This window comes from Streptomyces maremycinicus (genome assembly GCF_001184025.1).
Classification (GTDB): domain Bacteria; phylum Actinomycetota; class Actinomycetes; order Streptomycetales; family Streptomycetaceae; genus Streptomyces; species Streptomyces maremycinicus.
Window position 1 is genome coordinate 338,190 of sequence record NZ_BBYG01000012.1, and the last position, 18,516, is coordinate 356,705.

Sequence of the window (18,516 nt, forward strand, 5' to 3'; positions counted from 1 at the left end):
GATTCCTAGCACTCGTGGGGCGGCCGGCGCATCCCGCAGGCTGAGCGCATGACCGCCGAACCCGTTTCCCTGGCCACCGCACTCGCCTCCTTCACCCAGCGCTGGAGCCCGCGCATCGTCACCGCCGTCAACGACTACGACGTGCGCGTCGCGAAGGTGGAGGGCGAGCACGTGTGGCACGTCCACGACCACACCGACGAGTTCTTCCTCGTCCTGGACGGTGAGCTGCACATCGCCCTGCGGGAGGCGGGCGGCGAACGCACCGTCGTCCTGCCCGCGCACTCGGTGTTCACCGTCGCCCGCGGTACGGAGCACAAGCCGTTCGCCCCGGTCCCCACGCAGATCCTCGTCTTCGAGCCGACCGGCACGCTCTCCGTGGGCGACCGCCACGACGACGTGCCGGACCACGTGGACGCCACCACGGGGCACGCGCTGAGGTGACTGTCGGTGGCCGGTGGCACTCTTGGGTCATGACCGACTCCGCCCCGGCCCCGACCCCCCGTCGCGCCCGTGTCCGCGCTCCCGAGCTGATCGGCAAGGGGGGCTGGCTGAACACGGGCGGGCAGCAGTACACCCTCGCCGACCTGCGAGGACGCATCGTGATCCTCGATTTCTGGACGTTCTGCTGCATCAACTGTCTGCATGTCCTCGACGAGCTGCGCGAGCTGGAGGAGAAGCACCGGGACACGGTCGTCGTCATCGGGGTGCACTCGCCGAAGTTCGTCCACGAGGCCGAGCACGGGGCCGTCGTCGACGCCGTGGAGCGGTACGGGGTGGCGCATCCCGTCCTCGACGACCCCGAGCTCGCCACCTGGAAGCAGTACGCCGTCCGCGCCTGGCCGACGCTCGTCGTCGTCGACCCGGAGGGGTACGTCGTCGCCCAGCACGCCGGTGAGGGGCATGTGCACGCCATCGAGCGGCTGGTGACCGAGCTGGAGGCCGAGCACGCGGCCAAGGGCACCCTGCGGCGCGGCGACGGGCCGTACGTGGCGCCGGAGCCGGAGCCGACCGCGCTGCGCTTCCCCGGCAAGGCGCTCCTGCTGCCGAGCGGGAACTTCCTGGTCAGCGACACCACCCGGCATCAACTGGTGGAACTGGCGCGGGACGGGGAGACGGCGGTGCGGCGGATCGGGTCCGGGGCGCGCGGCTTCGACGACGGCCCGGCGGACACCGCCTCCTTCAACGAGCCGCAGGGACTGGCCCTGCTCGACGACCGCGCCGTGGTCGTCGCCGACACCGTCAACCACGCCCTGCGCCGCCTCGACCTCGTCTCCGGGGCGGTGACGACCGTGGCCGGGACCGGCAAGCAGTGGTGGCAGGGGTCGCCGACCTCCGGGCCGGCCCGCGGGACCGCGCTCTCCTCACCCTGGGACGTGGCGCTCTTCGGGGACCGGGTGTGGATCGCCATGGCCGGTGTCCACCAGCTGTGGACGTACGACCCGGCCGAGGACACGGTGGGCGTCACCGCCGGCACGACCAACGAGGGGCTCGTCGACGGTCCGGGCGCCGAGGCCTGGTTCGCCCAGCCCTCGGGCCTCGCGGCCGCCCCCGACGGGGAACGCCTCTGGCTCGCCGACTCCGAGACGTCCGCGCTGCGCTGGGTCGACCGGGAGGGGGCCGTGCACACCGCCGTCGGCACCGGTCTGTTCGACTTCGGGCACCGGGACGGCGCGGCCGGCCAGGCCCTGCTCCAGCACCCGCTGGGCGTCACCGTGCTGCCCGACGGCTCGGTCGCCGTCAGTGACACCTACAACCACGCCCTGCGGCGCTATGACCCGGCGACCGACGAGGTCACGACGCTGGCGACGGACCTGAGAGAGCCCAGTGACGCCGTTCTGGCGGGCGAGGACATCGTGGTCGTCGAGTCGGCCCGGCACCGGCTGACCCGGCTGCGGCTGCCGGAGGAAGCCGTCGAGGTGTCCGCGGTGGCCCACCGCACCAGGCGCGCCGCCACCGACGTCGCCTCCGGGACCCTGCGGCTGGACGTGGTCTTCCAGGCGCCGGCCGGTCAGAAACTGGACACCCGGTACGGTCCGGCGACCCGGCTGCTGGTCTCCGCCACCCCGCCCGAGCTGCTGCTCCAGGGCGCGGGCGCGGGCACGGATCTCTCCCGGACGCTGGAACTCGACCCGGCGGTCCGCGAGGGCGTGCTGCATGTCTCGGCGACGGCCGCCTCGTGCGACGACGATCCGGCCGTCGAGTATCCGGCCTGCCATGTCCACCAGCAGGACTGGGGTGTTCCGGTCCGCCTCACCGAAGGCGGGGCGGACCGGTTGCCGTTGGTACTGGCCGGGATGGACGCCTGACCCGGCGCACGGTCAGACGCCGTAGCCGCCGTTGTAGCCGTCGCGCTGGTGCCGTTCCGTCTCGACCACGGTGGTCGAGGTGGGAGGCACCATCACGCGGCGCCGCCGGGCGATGCTGCTGAAGGTCGTCACGCCGATCAGCCCGACGATCATCAGGATCACGCCGACCAGGTCGAGATTGACGCCCTGCATGTCCCAGTCGGTCGCGAACGTGAGGATGGCTCCCACGGCGATGAGGATGATGCATCCGCCGAGGCCCATGATGTTGCCTCCTGTCCGGTGTACCGGCCACTCCGGTTCACCACCGGATCCGGGTACCCCGCGGCCCGACTCCCATGCGCGGCGCCCGACTTGCTACCCCTCCAGGAACGCCACCAGCGCGTTGGCCAGCAGGTACGGGTCGGCGTCGCCGCACAACTCCCGTGCGCTGTGCATCGACAGGATGGCCACGCCGATGTCGACCGTGCGGATTCCGTGCCGGGCCGCGGTGATCGGGCCGATGGTCGTGCCGCACGGCATGGAGTTGTTGGAGACGAAGTTCTGGAACGGCACGCCCGCCTTGTCGCAGGCGGCGGCGAAGATCGCCCGGCCCGAACCGTCGGTCGCGTAGCGGTTGTTGACGTTGACCTTGAGGATGGGGCCGCCGTTGACCCGGGGGTGGTGCGTGGGGTCGTGCCGCTCCGCGTAGTTGGGGTGCACGGCGTGACCGGTGTCGGAGGACAGACAGACGGTGCCCGCGAAGGCTCTCGCCCGGTCCTCGTACGAGCCTCCGCGCGCGAACACCGAACGCTCCAGCACACTGCCCAGCAGCGGCCCGTCCGCGCCGGTGTCCGACTGCGAGCCGTTCTCCTCGTGGTCGAACGCGGCCAGCACCGGGATGTACGGCAGGCTCTCGCCTCCGGTCGCCACGGCGGTCAGCGCGGCCGTACCGGCGTGCACGGACAGCAGGTTGTCCATCCGCGGACCGGCCACCAGTTCCTGGTCGCGGCCCAGGTAGGCGGGCGGTTCCACGGAGTGCGCCATCAGGTCCCAGCCGGTGACCTGGCCCGCGGCGAGCCCGGCCTCCTGCTCCAGGAAGGCGATCAGGTCGCCGTCGCGCACGTCGCCGCCCAGGCCCCAGACGGGCTGGAGGTGACGCTGCTTGTCGAGCTTGAGGCCGTCGGTGTTGACGGCCCGGTCCAGGTGGATGGCGAGCTGGGGGACCCGCAGCAGCGGACGGCCGACGTCGACCAGGCGCGTCGAGCCGTCCCGCAGGGTCAGCCGGCCCGCCAGGCCCAGGTCGCGGTCCAGCCAGGAGTTCAGCAGCGGACCGCCGTAGATCTCCACGGCCACCTGTCGCCAGCCGTGCGCGCCGGTGTCGGGCAGCGGCTTGACGCGCAGGTTCGGGGAGTCGGTGTGCGCGCCGATGATCCGGAACGGCGTGTGCGCCGCGGCGCCCTCGGGCACGTACCAGGCCACGATCGCGCCCCCGCGCAGCACGTACCTGCCACCGCTTCCCGAGGCGGAGCCGGCCGAGTTCTCCGCGTCCCAGGCGTCCGTTTCCGACACCTGCCGGAACCCGGCCTTCTCCAGGCGCTCGGCCGCGTTCGCCACGGCGTGGTACGGCGACGGGCTCGCCGTCAGGAACGTCATGAGGTCGTCGGTGTGGCCGCGGTCGAAGCGGGGGGGTGCGCTCATGGTGTTCACCTTAACGACGTACGAGAGCCCGCTCCCGGTGATGGGGAGCAGGCTCTCGTGAGGAGAATGTGGAGTGCTGCGCGGTTGTGCGGATGCGTCCTGGAACGCGCCCTCTGCGTGCTAGAAGGCGGCCTCGTCCAGCTCCATCAGGTCGAGCTCGACGCCTGCGGCGATCTTGCGGGCCAGGGTGACGCCCGGCAGGACGTCGGCCGCGAAGAACTTCGCCGCCGCGATCTTGCCGGTGTAGAACGCCACGTCCTTGGCGGAGACGGCCTTCGTGGAGGCCGACTCCAGCTTCTCGGCGGCGATCGCGGCACCCTTGAGGAGCAGGTAGCCGACGATGACGTCACCGGAGGCGAGCAGCAGGCGGGTCGTGTTCAGGCCCACCTTGTAGATGTTCTTGACGTCCTGCTCGGTGGCCGCGAGGTCGGTCAGCATCAGGCCGACGATGGCCTCCAGCTCGACGGCCGCCTTGGCCAGGTGCTCGCGGGCGCCGGCCAGCTGCTCGCCGCCGGTGCCGAGCGCGAGGAACTTCTTGATGTCCTCGGCGAGGGAGTTCAGCGCGGCGCCCTGGTTGCGGACGATCTTCCGGAAGAAGAAGTCCTGGCCCTGGATCGCCGTGGTGCCCTCGTACAGGGTGTCGATCTTGGCGTCGCGGATGTACTGCTCGATCGGGTACTCCTGGAGGAACCCGGAGCCGCCGAAGGTCTGGAGCGACTGGGCGAGCTGCTCGTAGCCCTTCTCGGAGCCGTAGCCCTTGACGATCGGCAGGAGCAGGTCATTGAGCGCGTGCTCGGCCTTCGCGTCCTCCCCGTTCGCCTCCTTCACGGCGATCGCGTCCTGGACGGAGGCCGTGTAGAGGACGAGGGCGCGCATGCCCTCCGTGTACGCCTTCTGCGTGATCAGCGAGCGGCGCACGTCGGGGTGGTGGGTGATGGTGACCTTCGGCGCGGCCTTGTCCATGAAGTTCGCCAGGTCGGGACCCTGGACGCGCTCCTTGGCGTACTCCAGGGCGTTGAGGTAGCCGGTGGAGAGGGTGGAGATCGCCTTCGTGCCGACCATCATGCGGGCGAACTCGATGATGCGGAACATCTGGCGGATGCCGTCGTGCTTGTCGCCGATCAGCCAGCCCTTGGCCGGGTGCCGGTCGCCGAAGGTCATCTCGCAGGTGTTGGAGGCCTTCAGGCCCATCTTGTGCTCGACGTTGGTGGCGTAGACGCCGTTGCGCTCGCCCAGTTCGCCGGTCTCGAAGTCGAAGAGCGTCTTCGGGACCATGAAGAGGGACAGGCCCTTGGTGCCGGGACCGGCGCCCTCGGGACGGGCCAGCACGTAGTGGAGGATGTTCTCCGACATGTCGTGCTCACCCGACGTGATGAAGCGCTTCACGCCCTCGATGTGCCAGGAGCCGTCCTCCTGCTGGACCGCCTTGGTGCGGCCGGCGCCCACGTCCGAGCCGGCGTCCGGCTCGGTGAGCACCATGGTGGAGCCCCACTGCCGCTCGACCGCCATCTGCGCGATCTTCTTCTGGACGTCGTTGCCCTCGTCGAAGAGGATGCCGGCGAAGGCCGGGCCGGAGGAGTACATCCACACGGCCGGGTTGGCGCCGAGGATCAGCTCCGCGTACGCCCAGATCAGGGACGGCGGGGCAGTGGTGCCGCCGATCTCCTCGGGCAGGCCGAGCCGCCAGTACTCGGAGTCCATGAAGGCCTGGTAGCTCTTCTTGAAGGACGCCGGGACCGGGGCGGTGTTGGTCTCGGGGTCGAAGACCGGCGGGTTGCGGTCGGCGTCCGTGAAGGACTCCGCCAGATCGTTCTCCGCGAGGCGGGTCAGCTCCTCGAGGACGCTCTTCGCGGTCTCGGTGTCCATCTCCTCGAACGGGCCGGTGCCGTACAGCTTGTCGCGCCCGAGTACCTCGAAGAGGTTGAACTCGATGTCGCGGAGATTCGACTTGTAGTGCCCCATGGCGACGGCTCCGTAAAGAGAGATCGGCGAGGGACTGGGATCCTCGCGCTAGTTCACGTACCAACAAGTAGCTACCGATGATGCTACCCGTCGGTAATAAGTCGCAACCCCGAACCGGCCATCTGTGACGCGTAACGCGTCCCGTGCGCCCCGGAAGGGGTCCCCGTACCGCCCCGTCGGCCGGGCGCGCTCGGTACGCTTGCGCCCATGTACGGATACGGCCAGCCCATGGACGGCGGTGCTGCGCAGCAGCAGTACGCCCCGCCGCAGCAGCAGATGCCCGGCGGCCACGGCGGGTACGGTCAGCAGCCGCCGCTCTATCCGGAGCCGTCCCCGCCGTCCCTCGCGGACGCGGTGCGGGCCTTCACCACCGGGCAGCTGGCCGCGGAGGACTTCCAGCAGGTCTTCGCGACCTCCAAGGTCTACTGCCCGCGCGGTGACAACCCCGGTTTCCTCGCCCTGCACAACACCCAGCAGCCGGTGATCCCGATGTTCACCTCGCTCAAGGAACTGCGCCGGTACGCGGGCAAGGAGTCCAAGTACTTCGTGATCACCGGCTCCGAGATGATCGACCTGCTGCCCACCGGGTACGGCTTCGTCCTCGACATGGAGGGTGAGCACCGGATGGTCTTCGACGCGAAGGCGGTCGAGCAGATGGTCGAGTTCGCGATGCGGCGGATGTACGGCTGAGGGTCTCCACCCCCCTCCCTCTCCCCTTCCCCTCTCCTTCTTCTGATCCCCGGCGGGCCCTCGGGCGGCCGGGGATCGTCCTTTTCCCTTCACAGCAATGCCATAGGGTTCCCCCGCGCCACCGCCCCGCGTGGCCGCCTCTCCACGGGAATGTCCTCCGGACTTCCTTCGTTACGGGTAGCAGAAAGTTCAATGCTCAACTAAACTGGGACGTACGAAGCCCAAGGAGGTACGGACATGCCCGCAGTGACCGTCGAGAACCCGCTGACCCTGCCGCGCGTCACGGCATCGGCCGAGGCGGTCGCACGTCCCGTGCTCACCGTCACGACCGCGCCGAGCGGATTCGAGGGCGAGGGATTCCCGGTACGCCGTGCGTTCGCCGGGATCAACTACCGCCACCTCGACCCGTTCATCATGATGGACCAGATGGGCGAGGTGGAGTACGCGCCGGGCGAGCCGAAGGGCACCCCCTGGCACCCGCACCGTGGCTTCGAGACCGTCACCTACATCATCGACGGCGTCTTCGACCACCAGGACAGCCAGGGCGGCGGCGGCACCATCACCAACGGCGACACCCAGTGGATGACGGCCGGCTCGGGCCTCCTCCACATCGAGGCGCCGCCGGAGTCGCTGGTCGTGTCCGGCGGTCTGTTCCACGGCCTCCAGCTGTGGGTGAACCTGCCGGCCAAGGACAAGATGATGGCGCCCCGGTACCAGGACATCCGCGGCGGCAACGTACAGCTCCTGACGAGCCCGGACGGCGGCGCGCTGCTGCGCGTCATCGCGGGCGAGCTGGACGGCCACTCCGGGCCCGGTATCACCCACACCCCGATCACGATGGTCCACGCGACCCTCGCGCCGGGCGCGGAACTCACTCTTCCGTGGCGTGAGGACTTCAACGGACTCGCGTACGTCATGGCCGGCCGCGGTTCGGTCGGCGCCGAGCGCCGGCCCATCCACCTGGGGCAGACGGCGGTCTTCGGCGCGGGTTCCTCGCTGACCGTCCGCGCGGACGAGAAGCAGGACTCCCACACGCCTGACCTGGAGGTCGTGCTGCTGGGCGGACAGCCGATCCGTGAGCCGATGGCCCACTACGGCCCGTTCGTGATGAACACCAGGGACGAACTCCAGCAGGCCTTCGACGACTTCCAGAAGGGCCGCCTGGGCACCATCCCGGCGGTGCACGGGATGACGGCGGGTGGCCCGCAGACCGCCTGAGTTCCGGTACGTTACGACAGGGCCCGAAGCCGCAACTTTGGTTTGCGGCTTCGGGCCCTGTCTCATGTCGCCTCGCTACGGCAGTACGTAGACCGGCGCCCCGTCCGGTGCACAACCGGTCTGGCGCACGCACCCGCGCTTGAGCAGCATGCGCAAGCAGTCGTGGACACGGTCGTGCGGCAGCCCCGTACGGGTGGCGATCTCCTCCACGCGATACCGGGCTTCGCCCTGGGCCAAGGCCGGGGCGAGGAGAGCGGCGACCGCGTGCACGTCATCCGTGATGACGAGGTTCCTCGCCTTCCAGACGGCGAGGATCTCCTGAGGCAGCAACTTTGCCTCGGCGACGGGCCGGGAGCGGTCGGCGGGGCGGCCCAAGGCTTCGGCGATGTTGTCCAGGGCTGCGGCCATCCTGTTCTGGCTGTAGCTGATCTGCCGCAGCAGGTCGTTGTGCTCCCCGGCGGTGGCCAGCCTCTCTTCCATCCGCATGGCGCGTTGTTCGAGGCGCACGATCGCGTCGGCGACCTGCTCGGGCATGACGTACGCGGTGCCGCCGGCGGGAGCGGGTTGTACGGCGGCGGGTTCCAGGGAGTAGGAGCCGTCGCGCTGGATGGTGGCGATGACTCCGGCGACCCAGGTCTTGAAGGGCTGGGCTTCCGGTTTGGTGCACCCGTTCACGAGCTGGATGAGTCCCTGGAGATTCACCATCTTCATGGACTTCTTGAGCCTGCGACCTGCGATGTTGCATGAAGCGTCGGCTGTACCGACGCTTCGTGCAAGATCGTCGAGGGATGTTGTGTGTTGTTGCGCAACGCTTTGGCGCAATGCGTCCCGCGTGTTGGCGTAGCCGAGTTGAGCCGCCACGTCCACGGCGGGGAACCAGTGTTCCCCGCTCGGCGTGGTCAGCCTCCGTACCCGAGCCCCGGTCGCCGCGAACACGAAGTCGTTGACGTCGATCGCGTCCCGCTGGGCCGCCGACAGGTCCGGCGGTTGTGTGTTGTTCTGCTCGTACATCGAGCATCACCTCCGCCATGAAAAATAGGCATATGCCACAGCAACTCGCCTTGGCGGCAAGGATCTTCACCCTTTAGGAGCGGGTGTTCGATTCTGGGTCCGGGGTGTGGGGCGGGGTTTCCGTCGGGGGGCGGCAGCGGTCGCAGAGTTCGTGGAGCTCGAACCAGATGGTCTTGCCCTCGCCTCGCGGGGCCACTCCCCAGGTGCCCGCGAGCAGTTCGATGAGGACCAGGCCACGCCCCGAGGAGGCCAGTTCGCCGGGGCGGCGCTTGTGGGGGAGGTCGTCGCCTGCGTCGGTGACCTCGATCCGGAGCCGGCGCTCGCCGGGGGTGCCGGTGACCTCGGCGACGAGCAGGGCGTCCGCGTCGGTGTGGACGAGGACGTTCGTCAGTGTCTCGGAGACGAGCAGGACCGCCGAGTCGACCTGGTCCTCGCAGGTCCAGTCGTGCAGCAGCTCGCGCAGTTGCTGCCGGGCCACGGCGATCCGCTCCGGTTCGGCCTGCGCGACCGTCAGCATCGAGCGGCGCACGGGCTCCCGGACCGGCGCGGGAGCGATGCCCGGCCCGCAGCCGCCCTCGCCCTGGCGGCACAGGAGCAGTACGGCTATGTCGTCCTCACGGCGGTCCGCGAGGGGGCCCGTGGTGTGGTGGGAGGAGGGGCCGTGCACCGCCTGGACCAGGGCGTCGGCCAGTTCCTCCAGATCGCCCTCGTGCGCCTCGAGGATCTTGCGGACGCGCCGCCAGCCGGTGTCGAGGTCGTGGCCGCCCGTCTCCAGCAGGCCGTCGGTGCACAGCATGAGCGCCTCGCCGGGTTCCAGGGCGAGCCGGGTGGTGGGGTAGTCGGCGTCGGGGTCGATCCCCAGGGGCAGGCCCCCGGCGGTGGCACGGACCAGCACGGTGCCGTCGGCCATCCGGATCGTGGGGTCGAGATGTCCGGCCCGGGCGGCCTCCAGGACCCCGGTCACCGGGTCGACCTCTATGTACAGACAGGTGGCGAAGCGCGGATCGGCGCCGGTTCCGCCGTCCGTGTCGGTGAGGCCGTGGAAGAAGCCGGAGGCGCGGGACAGGACGGCGTCGGGACGATGGCCCTCGGCGGCGTACGCCCGGACCGCTATGCGCAGCTGGCCCATGAGCCCCGCGGCGCGGACGTCGTGACCCTGGACGTCGCCGATGACCAGGGCGAAGCGGCCCCTGGGCAGCGGGATCATGTCGTACCAGTCGCCACCCACCTGGAGGCCGCCGCCGGTCGGTATGTAGCGGGCGGCGAGGGTCATGCCGGGTATCTCGGGGCCGAGGGTGGGCAGCATGGAGCGCTGGAGGCCGTCGGTCAGCTCACGCTGGGTCTCCGCGAGGCCGGCGCGGGTGAGGGCCTGGGCGAGCATGCGCGCGACCGTCGTCAGCACGGACCGCTCGTCGGGGGTGAACGCCACCGGGTACGCGAAGCCGGCCATCCAGGCGCCCATCGTGCGGCCGGCCACCGTCAGCGGCAGGAAGGCCCAGGAGTGGCGGCCGAAGTGCGCGGCCAGCGGCCAGGTGAGCGGGTAGCGCTCCTTGTACCGCTCGGGGGAGGACAGGTACACGGCCCGGCCGGTGCGCACGACCTCGGCGGCCGGATAGTCCGTGTGGACGGACATCTGGCTGAACGGGTCCTCGTCGCCGGACCCGTGTCCGTGGTGGCCGATGATCGTCAGCCGGTCACCCTGCACGCCGAAGACGGCGAGTCCGTCCGGCGAGAAGCCCGGCATGGACAGGCCCGCCGCGACCCTCAGCACCTCCTCGGTGGACCGCGCCTCCGCCAGCGCCCGGCCCGCGTCCAGCAGGAACGCCTCGCGAGAGCGTCGCCAGTCGCCGGTCACGGCGGTCCGTCCCGCGGGGGTGCCCGGCGTCGGCTCGGTCACTTCCTGGAGGGTGCCGATCAGTTCGTACGCCTTCTTCACCGGGTCGAAGGAGGGCTTGGAGCGGCTGCGCACGACCCGGACGACCCGTCCCCGGTTGTCCATGATCCGGATGCGTACCTCGGCGAGGGTGCCCTCGGTGACGGCGAGCTGGATCACCCCGGTGATCTCGTTCCAGTCGACGGGGTGGAGACGGGCCCGGGTCTGGGCCTCGGTGAGGACCGCCTCCGCCCGGGGCAGGCCGAGCAGCCGGGCTGCCTCGGCGTCGACCGTGACCAGCCCGGTGGCGGTGTCCCAGTGCCACAGGCCGGTCGCGAGGGAAGCGAGGACCTCCCCCACGGCGGGCAACGGCTCGCCAGTGCGCATTGCCCCACTTTAAGAAGATGCGGTCGACAAGTGCCACTGATCGCCGCACCGGTATTGCGGGGAGGTGATCAGCGGCTGCCCGGTACCCTGGGGGTTGTTTCACGTGAAACACGCCCCCGATCCGCGAAGACTGGATGAACGACGATGCATCGGTACAGGTCCCACACCTGCGGCGAGCTCCGCGCCTCTGACGTCGGCACCGACGTCCGGCTGAGCGGCTGGCTGCACAATCGGCGCGACCTGGGCGGCATCCTCTTCATCGATCTGCGTGACCACTACGGCATCACGCAGCTCGTCGCCCGTCCGGGTACCCCCGCGTACGAGGCGCTCGACCGGCTGACCAAGGAGTCGACGGTCCGCATCGACGGCAAGGTCGTCTCGCGCGGCGCCGAGAACGTCAACGCGGATCTGCCGACCGGCGAGGTCGAGGTCGAGGTCGGCGAGGTCGAGCTGCTCGGCGCCGCCCAGCCGCTCCCCTTCACGATCAACGCCGAGGACGGGGTCAACGAGGAGCGGCGCCTGGAGTACCGCTTCCTCGACCTGCGCCGCGAGCGCATGCACCGCAACATCATGCTGCGCACGTCGGTCATCTCGGCGATGCGGCACAAGATGACGGCGCTGGGCTTCAACGAGATGGCGACGCCGATCCTGTCCGCGACCTCCCCCGAGGGCGCCCGCGACTTCGTCGTCCCGTCCCGTCTGCACGCGGGCCGTTTCTACGCCCTGCCGCAGGCCCCGCAGCAGTTCAAGCAGCTGCTGATGATCTCGGGCTTCGACCGCTACTTCCAGATCGCGCCCTGTTTCCGCGACGAGGACGCGCGCGCGGACCGCTCGCCGGGCGAGTTCTACCAGCTCGACGTCGAGATGAGCTTCGTCGAGCAGGAGGACGTCTTCCAGCCGATCGAGAAGCTCATGACGGAGCTGTTCGAGGAGTTCGGCGGCGGTCGGCATGTCACCTCGCCGTTCCCGCGCATCCCGTTCCGCGAGTCGATGCTGAAGTACGGCTCCGACAAGCCGGACCTGCGGGCCCAGCTGGAGCTGACCGACATCACCGACATCTTCGAGGGCTCGGAGTTCAAGGCCTTCGCCGGCAAGCACGTCCGCGCGCTGCCGGTGCCGGACGTCTCCGCGCAGCCCCGAAAGTTCTTCGACCAGCTCGGCGACTTCGCCGTGACGCTGGGCGCTAAGGGTCTGGCCTGGGTCCGGGTGGCCGAGGACGGCTCGCTGACCGGCCCGATCGCGAAGTTCCTGACCGAGGAGAACGTCGCCGAGCTGACCAAGCGCCTGTCGCTGGCCGCCGGTCACGCGGTGTTCTTCGGCGCGGGCGAGTTCGACGAGGTCTCGAAGATCATGGGCGCGGTGCGGGTCGAGGCCGCCAAGCGTGCCGGGCACTTCGAGGAGAACGTCTTCCGCTTCTGCTGGATCGTCGACTTCCCGATGTACGAGAAGGACGAGGACACCGGCAAGATCGACTTCTCGCACAACCCGTTCTCGATGCCGCAGGGCGGTCTGGAGGCCCTGGAGACCCAGGACCCGCTGGACATCCTGGGCTGGCAGTACGACATCGTCTGCAACGGTGTCGAGCTGTCCTCCGGCGCGATCCGGAACCACGAGCCGGAGATCATGCTCAAGGCGTTCGAGATCGCGGGCTACGACCGGGAGACGGTCGAGGAGAAGTTCGCCGGCATGCTGCGCGCGTTCCGCTTCGGCGCCCCGCCGCACGGCGGCATCGCGCCGGGCGTCGACCGCATCGTGATGCTGCTGGCCGACGAGCCGAACATCCGCGAGACCATCGCCTTCCCGCTCAACGGCAACGCCCAGGACCTGATGATGGGCGCGCCGACGGAGCTGGAGGAGGCCCGGCTGAGGGAGCTGCACCTGTCGGTGCGCAAGCCGCAGCCGAAGTAGCACGCGCGGCGGGAAGCGGCAGGCTTTTCCCGGAGTGGCCCGGAACCGACGTCGGTTCCGGGCCACTTTGGTTTTCCCCGGGAACTGACAGCCCGTCCTCATGCTGCTGACAGGTTTCGTCCCTACCGTCCCGGCCTCATGACGGGATCTCAGAAACCACACAGTGAACAGGACTTATCGCGTCGGAAGGTCGTGGCCGTCGCCGCGGGCGGCATCGCGACGGCGGGTCTGGGCGGCACCGCCTTCGCGGCCGGCACCGCAGGCGAACGCGGCAGACCGGCGCCGGCCGGAGCGGGCGCCGATGCCGACGAGGAGGTCTGCTACCGCCTGACCTCGGAGACGGTCGAGGGCCCCTACTACATCGACGCCGACAAGCTCCGCCGGGACGTCACGGAGGACCGGGAGGGCGTCCCGCTCCTCCTCGGCCTGAAGGTGATCGACTCGGAGACCTGCCGGCCGATCCGGAACGCGGCCGTCGACATCTGGCACTGCGATGCGGTGGGGGTGTACTCGGGCTACGAGGACCAGGGCAACGGCGGAGGCGGCGGTCCCGCGCCGACCGGTGAACCCCCGACCACTGAGCCCCCGACCGGCGCGCCCACCGGGGCGCCTCCAGGCGGCGGCCACCAGGAGCCGACGGACGACAGCCGGTACCTGCGCGGCACCTGGCGTACGGACCGGCATGGACAGGTGACCTTCCGGACGGTCTTCCCGGGCTGGTACCGGGGCCGCTGCGTGCACATCCACGTCAAGGTGCATGTCGACGGCGAGTGGACGGACGCCGGTTACGAAGGCGGGCACACCTGCCACACCGGCCAGTTCTTCTTCGACGAGGAGTCGGTGCTCGCCTCGGCGGTGGTGGAGCCGTACGCGAGCAACGCCGCGGAGCGCACGACCCTCACCGAGGACACGATCTACGACCAGAGCGGTGCGCGGGGCGGTCTGCTGAAGCTGCGTTACGACAAGCGGGACATCACCAAGGGTGTCCACGGGTCGCTCACGGTCGGCGTGGACCCGGGCGCGACGGAGGACGGCCAGGGGTCGCCGCCGCAGCCGAGCGCGTCGGCCTCCGCGTCCGATTCCGCGTCGGCTTCGCCCTCGGCCTCCGGCGGCTGACGGTTCTCCTCGGGCCATGCCCACCGACCCGCGGGTCGGTGGGCATGGGTCTCTTCCTGGGCCGATCGCGTTTCCCGCCCTCCTGGAAACCTCACCGGAGGCGCACAGGGACACCGAGGGGTGAGCACAGCGGCGCGCCGTCTCATGGCGGTACGCCGGCACCGGCCGACGGGCGGGGCGCGCAAGGGAGGAAGCCAGCCATGGGATCCACGGGGTTCATGTTCACGCTGTCGGTGCTGCTGATCGTCGGCGCGGCGGCGGGGGTGGTGGCCCAGCGCCGTGCGGGCCGTGCGGGCCGCGCCGGTCGGTGCGGTCGGTCCGGTCCGTCGGGCCCGTCCGGGCTGTCCGGCCTGGACGCGGAGGTGGAGGCGAACCACTGGCTGATCCGGCTGGGCGGCGGCCTCGTCCCGCCGGACGCGCGTGCCTGGGCGGGTGCGGACGAGACCGCGGGCCGGGCGCTGACCAGCGCGGCGGAGTGTCATCGCGCGGCGCGGGACCGGCTGTCCACGGCCCGTACGGCGGGTGAGTACGAGGAGGTCACCCGGGTGGCGAGGGAAGGGCTCGAGCATCTTCGGGTGGCGCGGACAGCGCTGGGACAACCGGTCCTTGCGGGGCTGGGGACCGTCTCCCCCCGTGCCGCCCGGTTCCCGGCGGTCGGCGGGGCCTGCGCGGCCACCTCCCGCTAGGAGCCGGCAGGGCCGGCCGCCCCGGGTCGGCCGCACCGGGCCGGGCGCACCGGGCCGGGCGCACCGGGTCGGGCGAAAAAGTAGCCATGGACATAGTAGCCAAGTACTCTATTCCTCGTACCGGACGACGAGAGCACTCAGGGGGCATCACCATGACCACCACCACATCCGGCACCGCCACCGCACCCGGCACCGCATCCACCACCACCGGACCAGTCGCCGACTCCCGCGCCCTCGCCCTGGCCCACTACGCGGCGCGGGGCGTTCTGGAGCACGTCCTGGCGCGGCACGGCATCACCTTCCAGCAGCAGATCACCCTGCGCGCCGCCGTCACCGCCGAGGCCCCACGGACGCCGGACGATCTCGTCACCGACGTCCAGGGCTCCCTCAAGGCCGACCCGGCCGACATCCGCGTCACCGTCGACGAACTGCTGGCCGCGCGGTTGCTCGTCGTGGACGGCGCCCACCTTCGCCCCACGGACGCGGGGCGTGAGCTGACGGCCGCCGTCGGCGCGGAGACCGCTCCTGTCAGCGCCCGGGTCTGGGGCGGGATACCCGCCGCTGATCTCGCCGCCGCCGGCCGTGTCCTCGCCCTCGTCACCGAGCGCGCCAACGCGGAACTCGCGGCGCTGAGCGCCTGAACGGCACCCGACTACCGCAACGGCACCTGACGGCCTGAACGTCCTACGGTCCGATCGTCCCGGCTGCCCGTCCGCCGTGATCCGAGGTGATCCGCCGGTACCGCCGTGGGAACGGCCGCGGGGCGGCGTACGCCGACGTGGTGTCGGAGTGCGCCGCCCCGGAGCAGGACGAGCGGGCGAGCCGTTGTTCACTTCGGGTCGCGGTCGAACAGTGACCGGGACCAGAGGTAGCCGAGGACGGCGAGGCCGAGGCACCAGGCGACGGCGATCCATCCGTTGTGGCCGATCTCGGTGCCGAGCAGCAGGCCGCGCAGGGTCTCGATGGCGGGGGTGAAGGGCTGGTACTCGGCGATCGGCTGGAACCAGCCCGGCATCGCGTCGATCGGGACGAAGGCGCTGGAGATGAGGGGGAGGAAGATCAGCGGCATGGCGTTGTTGCTGGCGGCCTCGGCGTTCGGGCTGGACAGGCCCATGCCGACGGCGATCCAGGTGAGCGCGGTGGCGAAGAGGACGAGCAGTCCGAACGCAGCGAGCCATTCCAGGGCGGTGGCGTCGGTCGACCGGAAGCCGATGGCCACCCCGACGGCTCCGACGAGGATCACGCTGGCGACGCACTGGAGCACGCCCCCGACGACGTGTCCGAAGAGGACGGATCCGCGGTGGATCGCCATGGTCCGGAAACGGGCGATGATGCCTTCGGTCATGTCCATGGAGACGGAGACCGCGGTGCCGATCGTGGTGGAGCCGATGGTCATCAGCAGCAGGCCCGGAACGAGGTAGGCGATGTACTCGGACCGGTCCGCTCCGCCGCCTCCGATGCCCGCGCTCATCGCCCCGCCGAAGACGTAGACGAAGAGCAACAGCAGCATCACCGGCGTGAGCAGCAGGTTCAGGGTCATCGACGGGTAGCGCCGAGCGTGCAGGAGGTTGCGGCGCAGCATCGTGGACGAGTCGCGCACGGCGAGGGAGATCCGGCTCGGGCGGGCGACGGGGGCCAGGGGGGTGCTCATCGGACGTTCTCCTTGGGCTGGTGGGGGACGGTGGCGTCGCCGGTGAGGGCGAAGAAGACGTCGTCGAGGTCGGGGGTGTGCACGGTCAGTTCGTCGGCCTCGATGCCGGTCGTGTCCAGCCGGTCGAGGACGGAGCGCAGCTCGCGCTGGCTGCCGTCGCTGGGGATCTGGAGGGCGAGGGCCTCGTCGTCGCGGGTGACCTCGCCCAGTGCGGCGAGGGCGGCGCGGTAGGCGGCCGGGTCGGTGAAGCGCAGCCGGACGTGTCCGCCGGGGACGATCCGCTTCAGCTCCTCGGCGCTGCCCTCGGCGGCGATGCGGCCGTCGTGGAGCACCGCGATGCGGTCGGCGAGCTCGTCGGCCTCCTCCAGGTACTGGGTGGTGAGGAAGACCGTGACGCCGTCGGCGACCAGCTCACGGATGATCTGCCACATGTTGTGCCGGCTGCGCGGGTCCAGGCCGGTGGTCGGCTCGTCGAGGAAGATGATCCGCGGATCGCCGACGAGCGTCATGGCGATGTCCAGGCGGCGCTTCATACCGCCCGAGTAGGAGGCGGCGGGCTTCTTCGCCGCCTCGACGAGGTCGAAGCGCTCCAGCAGCTGAGCGGTGACCCGCCGGCCCCGCGCCCGGGACAGGTGGTGCAGGTCGGCCATGAGGAGCATGTTCTCCTCGCCGGTGATCAGACCGTCCACCGCGAAGAACTGCCCGGTCACACCGATCGCCGCCCGCACCGCCTGCGGATCGGCCGCGAGGTCGTGGCCCGCGACCTGGGCCTGTCCGCCGTCGGCGGTGATGAGCGTGGACAGGATCTTGACGGCGGTGGTCTTGCCGGCGCCGTTCGGGCCGAGCAGCGCGAACACGGATCCGGTGGGGATGCGCAGATCGATGCCGTCGAGGACGGTCTTGTCGCCGTAGGACTTGCGCAGCCCGATGGTGGAGACGGCGAGCGTCGACTGGCGACCGTCTCCCCGACTGGACGTGGGCATGACAGAAGAAGGCATGGGGCCCTCCGTTTCGAAGGCTGAAGTGGGTGGGGGTGGCGCGGGGCGAGCAGGTGATCGAGAGGTGGTGCTCAGGCCTTGGCGCGGCGGACGTGGATGTTGCCGTACCGGGTGCGGGCGCGGATCTTCACGGTGTCCTCGGTCTGCTCCGGGGAGTCGGACGCGGTGAGCGTGTTGCGCACCTGGCCGGATGCGGAGCTGACGTCGAGCCAGGCGGCCGTGCCCTCGCGGATGCCGACGTCGATGGCGCCGTAGGAGGTCTCCAGCTGGACGGTGCCGCGGACCACTTCGCCCACCCGCAGGGTGCCGTGGGCGGTGGTCGCGGTCACCGAGTCCTCGGCGCGCGTGATGTCGATGTCGCCGTTGGCGCCGCTCACGCGCAGTTCGCCGGTCACGGCGCCGACGGTCGTGCTGCCGTGCGAGTTCTTCAGGACGGCGGAGCCGTCGACGAAGCCGACGCGCATGCTGCCGGAGCTGGCGGTGATCTCGGCGGAACCCTCGACGCGGTCCACCGTGATCGTGCCGTGCGAGGCGGTCAGGTCCAGCGGGCCCGTGGTGTCGAGGCGGACGTCACCGGCCGAGTTCTTCACGCGGACCTCGCCGAGCCGGCCCTCGCCGATCACCTGGGTCCAGGCGCCGGTCGTGTCGATGCGGGAGCCCGTGGGCAGGTCGACCGTCACGTCCACGGTGCCGGTGCGGCCGAGGCCGAACAGCGTGGGCTTGGGCGTCCGGATGGTCAGCACACCGCCCGCGTAGCCGACCTCGGTCTGGGCGGCGGCCCGTGTGTCCAGGTCCTTCTCCGGGTCGCGGGGCCGCACCTCGACGACGGTGTCGGAGCGGTCGCCCGCGGTGAACTGGAGGGAACCGGCGTCCACGCGAGCGGAGACCGAGATCGCTTCGGGAGTGTCGAAAGAAGGCATGGCTGTCCCGTCCTCTTGGGTCTTCAGGGCGTCCCCGCTGGTGGGACGTGGTGTGAGTGAGGTGGTGCGGGTGCAGTGGTGCGGGTGCGGAGGTGGGTGCGGGCGGCGGGTGC

The 18,516-nt window shown here is 70.6% G+C and carries 16 protein-coding genes; 8 read left to right on the forward strand and 8 right to left on the reverse strand.

What is annotated here, in order from left to right:
* Positions 1 to 48 precede the first annotated feature (48 nt).
* Positions 49 to 441: a cupin domain-containing protein gene (locus AOQ37_RS14620; RefSeq protein WP_062644923.1), complete on the forward strand. Its 393-nt coding sequence runs from the start codon at positions 49 to 51 to the stop codon at positions 439 to 441.
* 29 nt (positions 442 to 470) lie between these two features.
* Positions 471 to 2,306 carry an NHL domain-containing thioredoxin family protein gene (locus AOQ37_RS14625; protein ID WP_062644924.1) on the forward strand — a complete coding sequence of 612 codons (1,836 nt, stop codon included), beginning with the start codon at positions 471 to 473 and terminating at the stop codon, positions 2,304 to 2,306.
* A 12-nt stretch (positions 2,307 to 2,318) separates the two neighbouring features.
* On the opposite strand, the gene AOQ37_RS14630 is transcribed toward AOQ37_RS14625, so the two are convergent.
* The 3 genes from AOQ37_RS14630 to AOQ37_RS14640 all read right to left on the reverse strand — a co-directional run bounded on the left by AOQ37_RS14630 (position 2,319) and on the right by AOQ37_RS14640 (position 5,945).
* Positions 2,319 to 2,567: a DUF6458 family protein gene (locus tag AOQ37_RS14630; protein ID WP_054242050.1), complete on the reverse strand. Its 249-nt coding sequence runs from the start codon at positions 2,565 to 2,567 to the stop codon at positions 2,319 to 2,321.
* 93 nt (positions 2,568 to 2,660) lie between these two features.
* Positions 2,661 to 3,983, reverse strand: coding sequence for a M18 family aminopeptidase (locus tag AOQ37_RS14635; RefSeq protein ID WP_062644925.1), 1,323 nt, complete (start codon positions 3,981 to 3,983; stop codon positions 2,661 to 2,663).
* Positions 3,984 to 4,103: 120 nt separating this feature from the next.
* Positions 4,104 to 5,945: an acyl-CoA dehydrogenase gene (locus AOQ37_RS14640; RefSeq protein WP_062644926.1), complete on the reverse strand. Its 1,842-nt coding sequence runs from the start codon at positions 5,943 to 5,945 to the stop codon at positions 4,104 to 4,106.
* Positions 5,946 to 6,152: 207 nt separating this feature from the next.
* On the opposite strand from AOQ37_RS14640, the gene AOQ37_RS14645 reads away from it, so the two are divergent.
* Both AOQ37_RS14645 and AOQ37_RS14650 read left to right on the forward strand, forming a co-directional pair.
* Positions 6,153 to 6,635, forward strand: a complete 483-nt coding sequence (locus AOQ37_RS14645) for an SseB family protein (RefSeq protein ID WP_028806966.1) — start codon at positions 6,153 to 6,155, stop codon at positions 6,633 to 6,635.
* Between the two features lie 237 nt (positions 6,636 to 6,872).
* On the forward strand, positions 6,873 to 7,853 hold the full coding sequence (locus AOQ37_RS14650; RefSeq protein WP_062644927.1) for a pirin family protein: 981 nt from the start codon (positions 6,873 to 6,875) through the stop codon (positions 7,851 to 7,853).
* A 75-nt stretch (positions 7,854 to 7,928) separates the two neighbouring features.
* Here AOQ37_RS14650 and AOQ37_RS14655 read toward each other — a convergent pair whose 3' ends face one another.
* Entirely contained in the window at positions 7,929 to 8,864 is a 936-nt protein-coding gene (locus AOQ37_RS14655; protein ID WP_062644928.1) for a BRO-N domain-containing protein, read from the reverse strand.
* 73 nt (positions 8,865 to 8,937) lie between these two features.
* Entirely contained in the window at positions 8,938 to 11,124 is a 2,187-nt protein-coding gene (locus tag AOQ37_RS14660) for an ATP-binding SpoIIE family protein phosphatase (protein WP_234436902.1), read from the reverse strand.
* 144 nt (positions 11,125 to 11,268) lie between these two features.
* Here AOQ37_RS14660 and aspS point away from each other — a divergent pair, with 144 nt between their 5' ends.
* The 4 genes from aspS (at position 11,269) to AOQ37_RS14680 (ending at position 15,475) form a co-directional block, all read left to right on the forward strand.
* Positions 11,269 to 13,032: an aspartate--tRNA ligase gene (aspS, locus tag AOQ37_RS14665; RefSeq protein ID WP_062644929.1), complete on the forward strand. Its 1,764-nt coding sequence runs from the start codon at positions 11,269 to 11,271 to the stop codon at positions 13,030 to 13,032.
* 138 nt (positions 13,033 to 13,170) lie between these two features.
* Positions 13,171 to 14,148, forward strand: a complete 978-nt coding sequence (locus AOQ37_RS14670) for an intradiol ring-cleavage dioxygenase (RefSeq protein ID WP_062644930.1) — start codon at positions 13,171 to 13,173, stop codon at positions 14,146 to 14,148.
* A gap of 200 nt (positions 14,149 to 14,348) precedes the next feature.
* Positions 14,349 to 14,834, forward strand: coding sequence for a hypothetical protein (locus AOQ37_RS14675; protein WP_063781147.1), 486 nt, complete (start codon positions 14,349 to 14,351; stop codon positions 14,832 to 14,834).
* Positions 14,835 to 14,986: 152 nt separating this feature from the next.
* Positions 14,987 to 15,475, forward strand: a complete 489-nt coding sequence (locus AOQ37_RS14680; protein ID WP_062644931.1) for a winged helix DNA-binding protein — start codon at positions 14,987 to 14,989, stop codon at positions 15,473 to 15,475.
* Between the two features lie 188 nt (positions 15,476 to 15,663).
* Here the strand turns inward: AOQ37_RS14680 and AOQ37_RS14685 are convergent, their stop codons facing one another.
* From AOQ37_RS14685 to AOQ37_RS14695, 3 genes are all read right to left on the reverse strand, one after another.
* Entirely contained in the window at positions 15,664 to 16,485 is an 822-nt protein-coding gene (locus tag AOQ37_RS14685; protein WP_062644932.1) for an ABC transporter permease, read from the reverse strand.
* A complete protein-coding gene (locus AOQ37_RS14690) occupies positions 16,482 to 17,468 on the reverse strand; it encodes an ATP-binding cassette domain-containing protein (RefSeq protein ID WP_062644933.1) in 987 nt (328 codons plus the stop codon). Before AOQ37_RS14690 ends, AOQ37_RS14685 begins: the two co-directional genes overlap by 4 nt.
* A gap of 86 nt (positions 17,469 to 17,554) precedes the next feature.
* A complete protein-coding gene (locus AOQ37_RS14695) occupies positions 17,555 to 18,403 on the reverse strand; it encodes a DUF4097 family beta strand repeat-containing protein (protein ID WP_062644934.1) in 849 nt (282 codons plus the stop codon).
* Between the last annotated feature and the right edge of the window lie 113 nt (positions 18,404 to 18,516).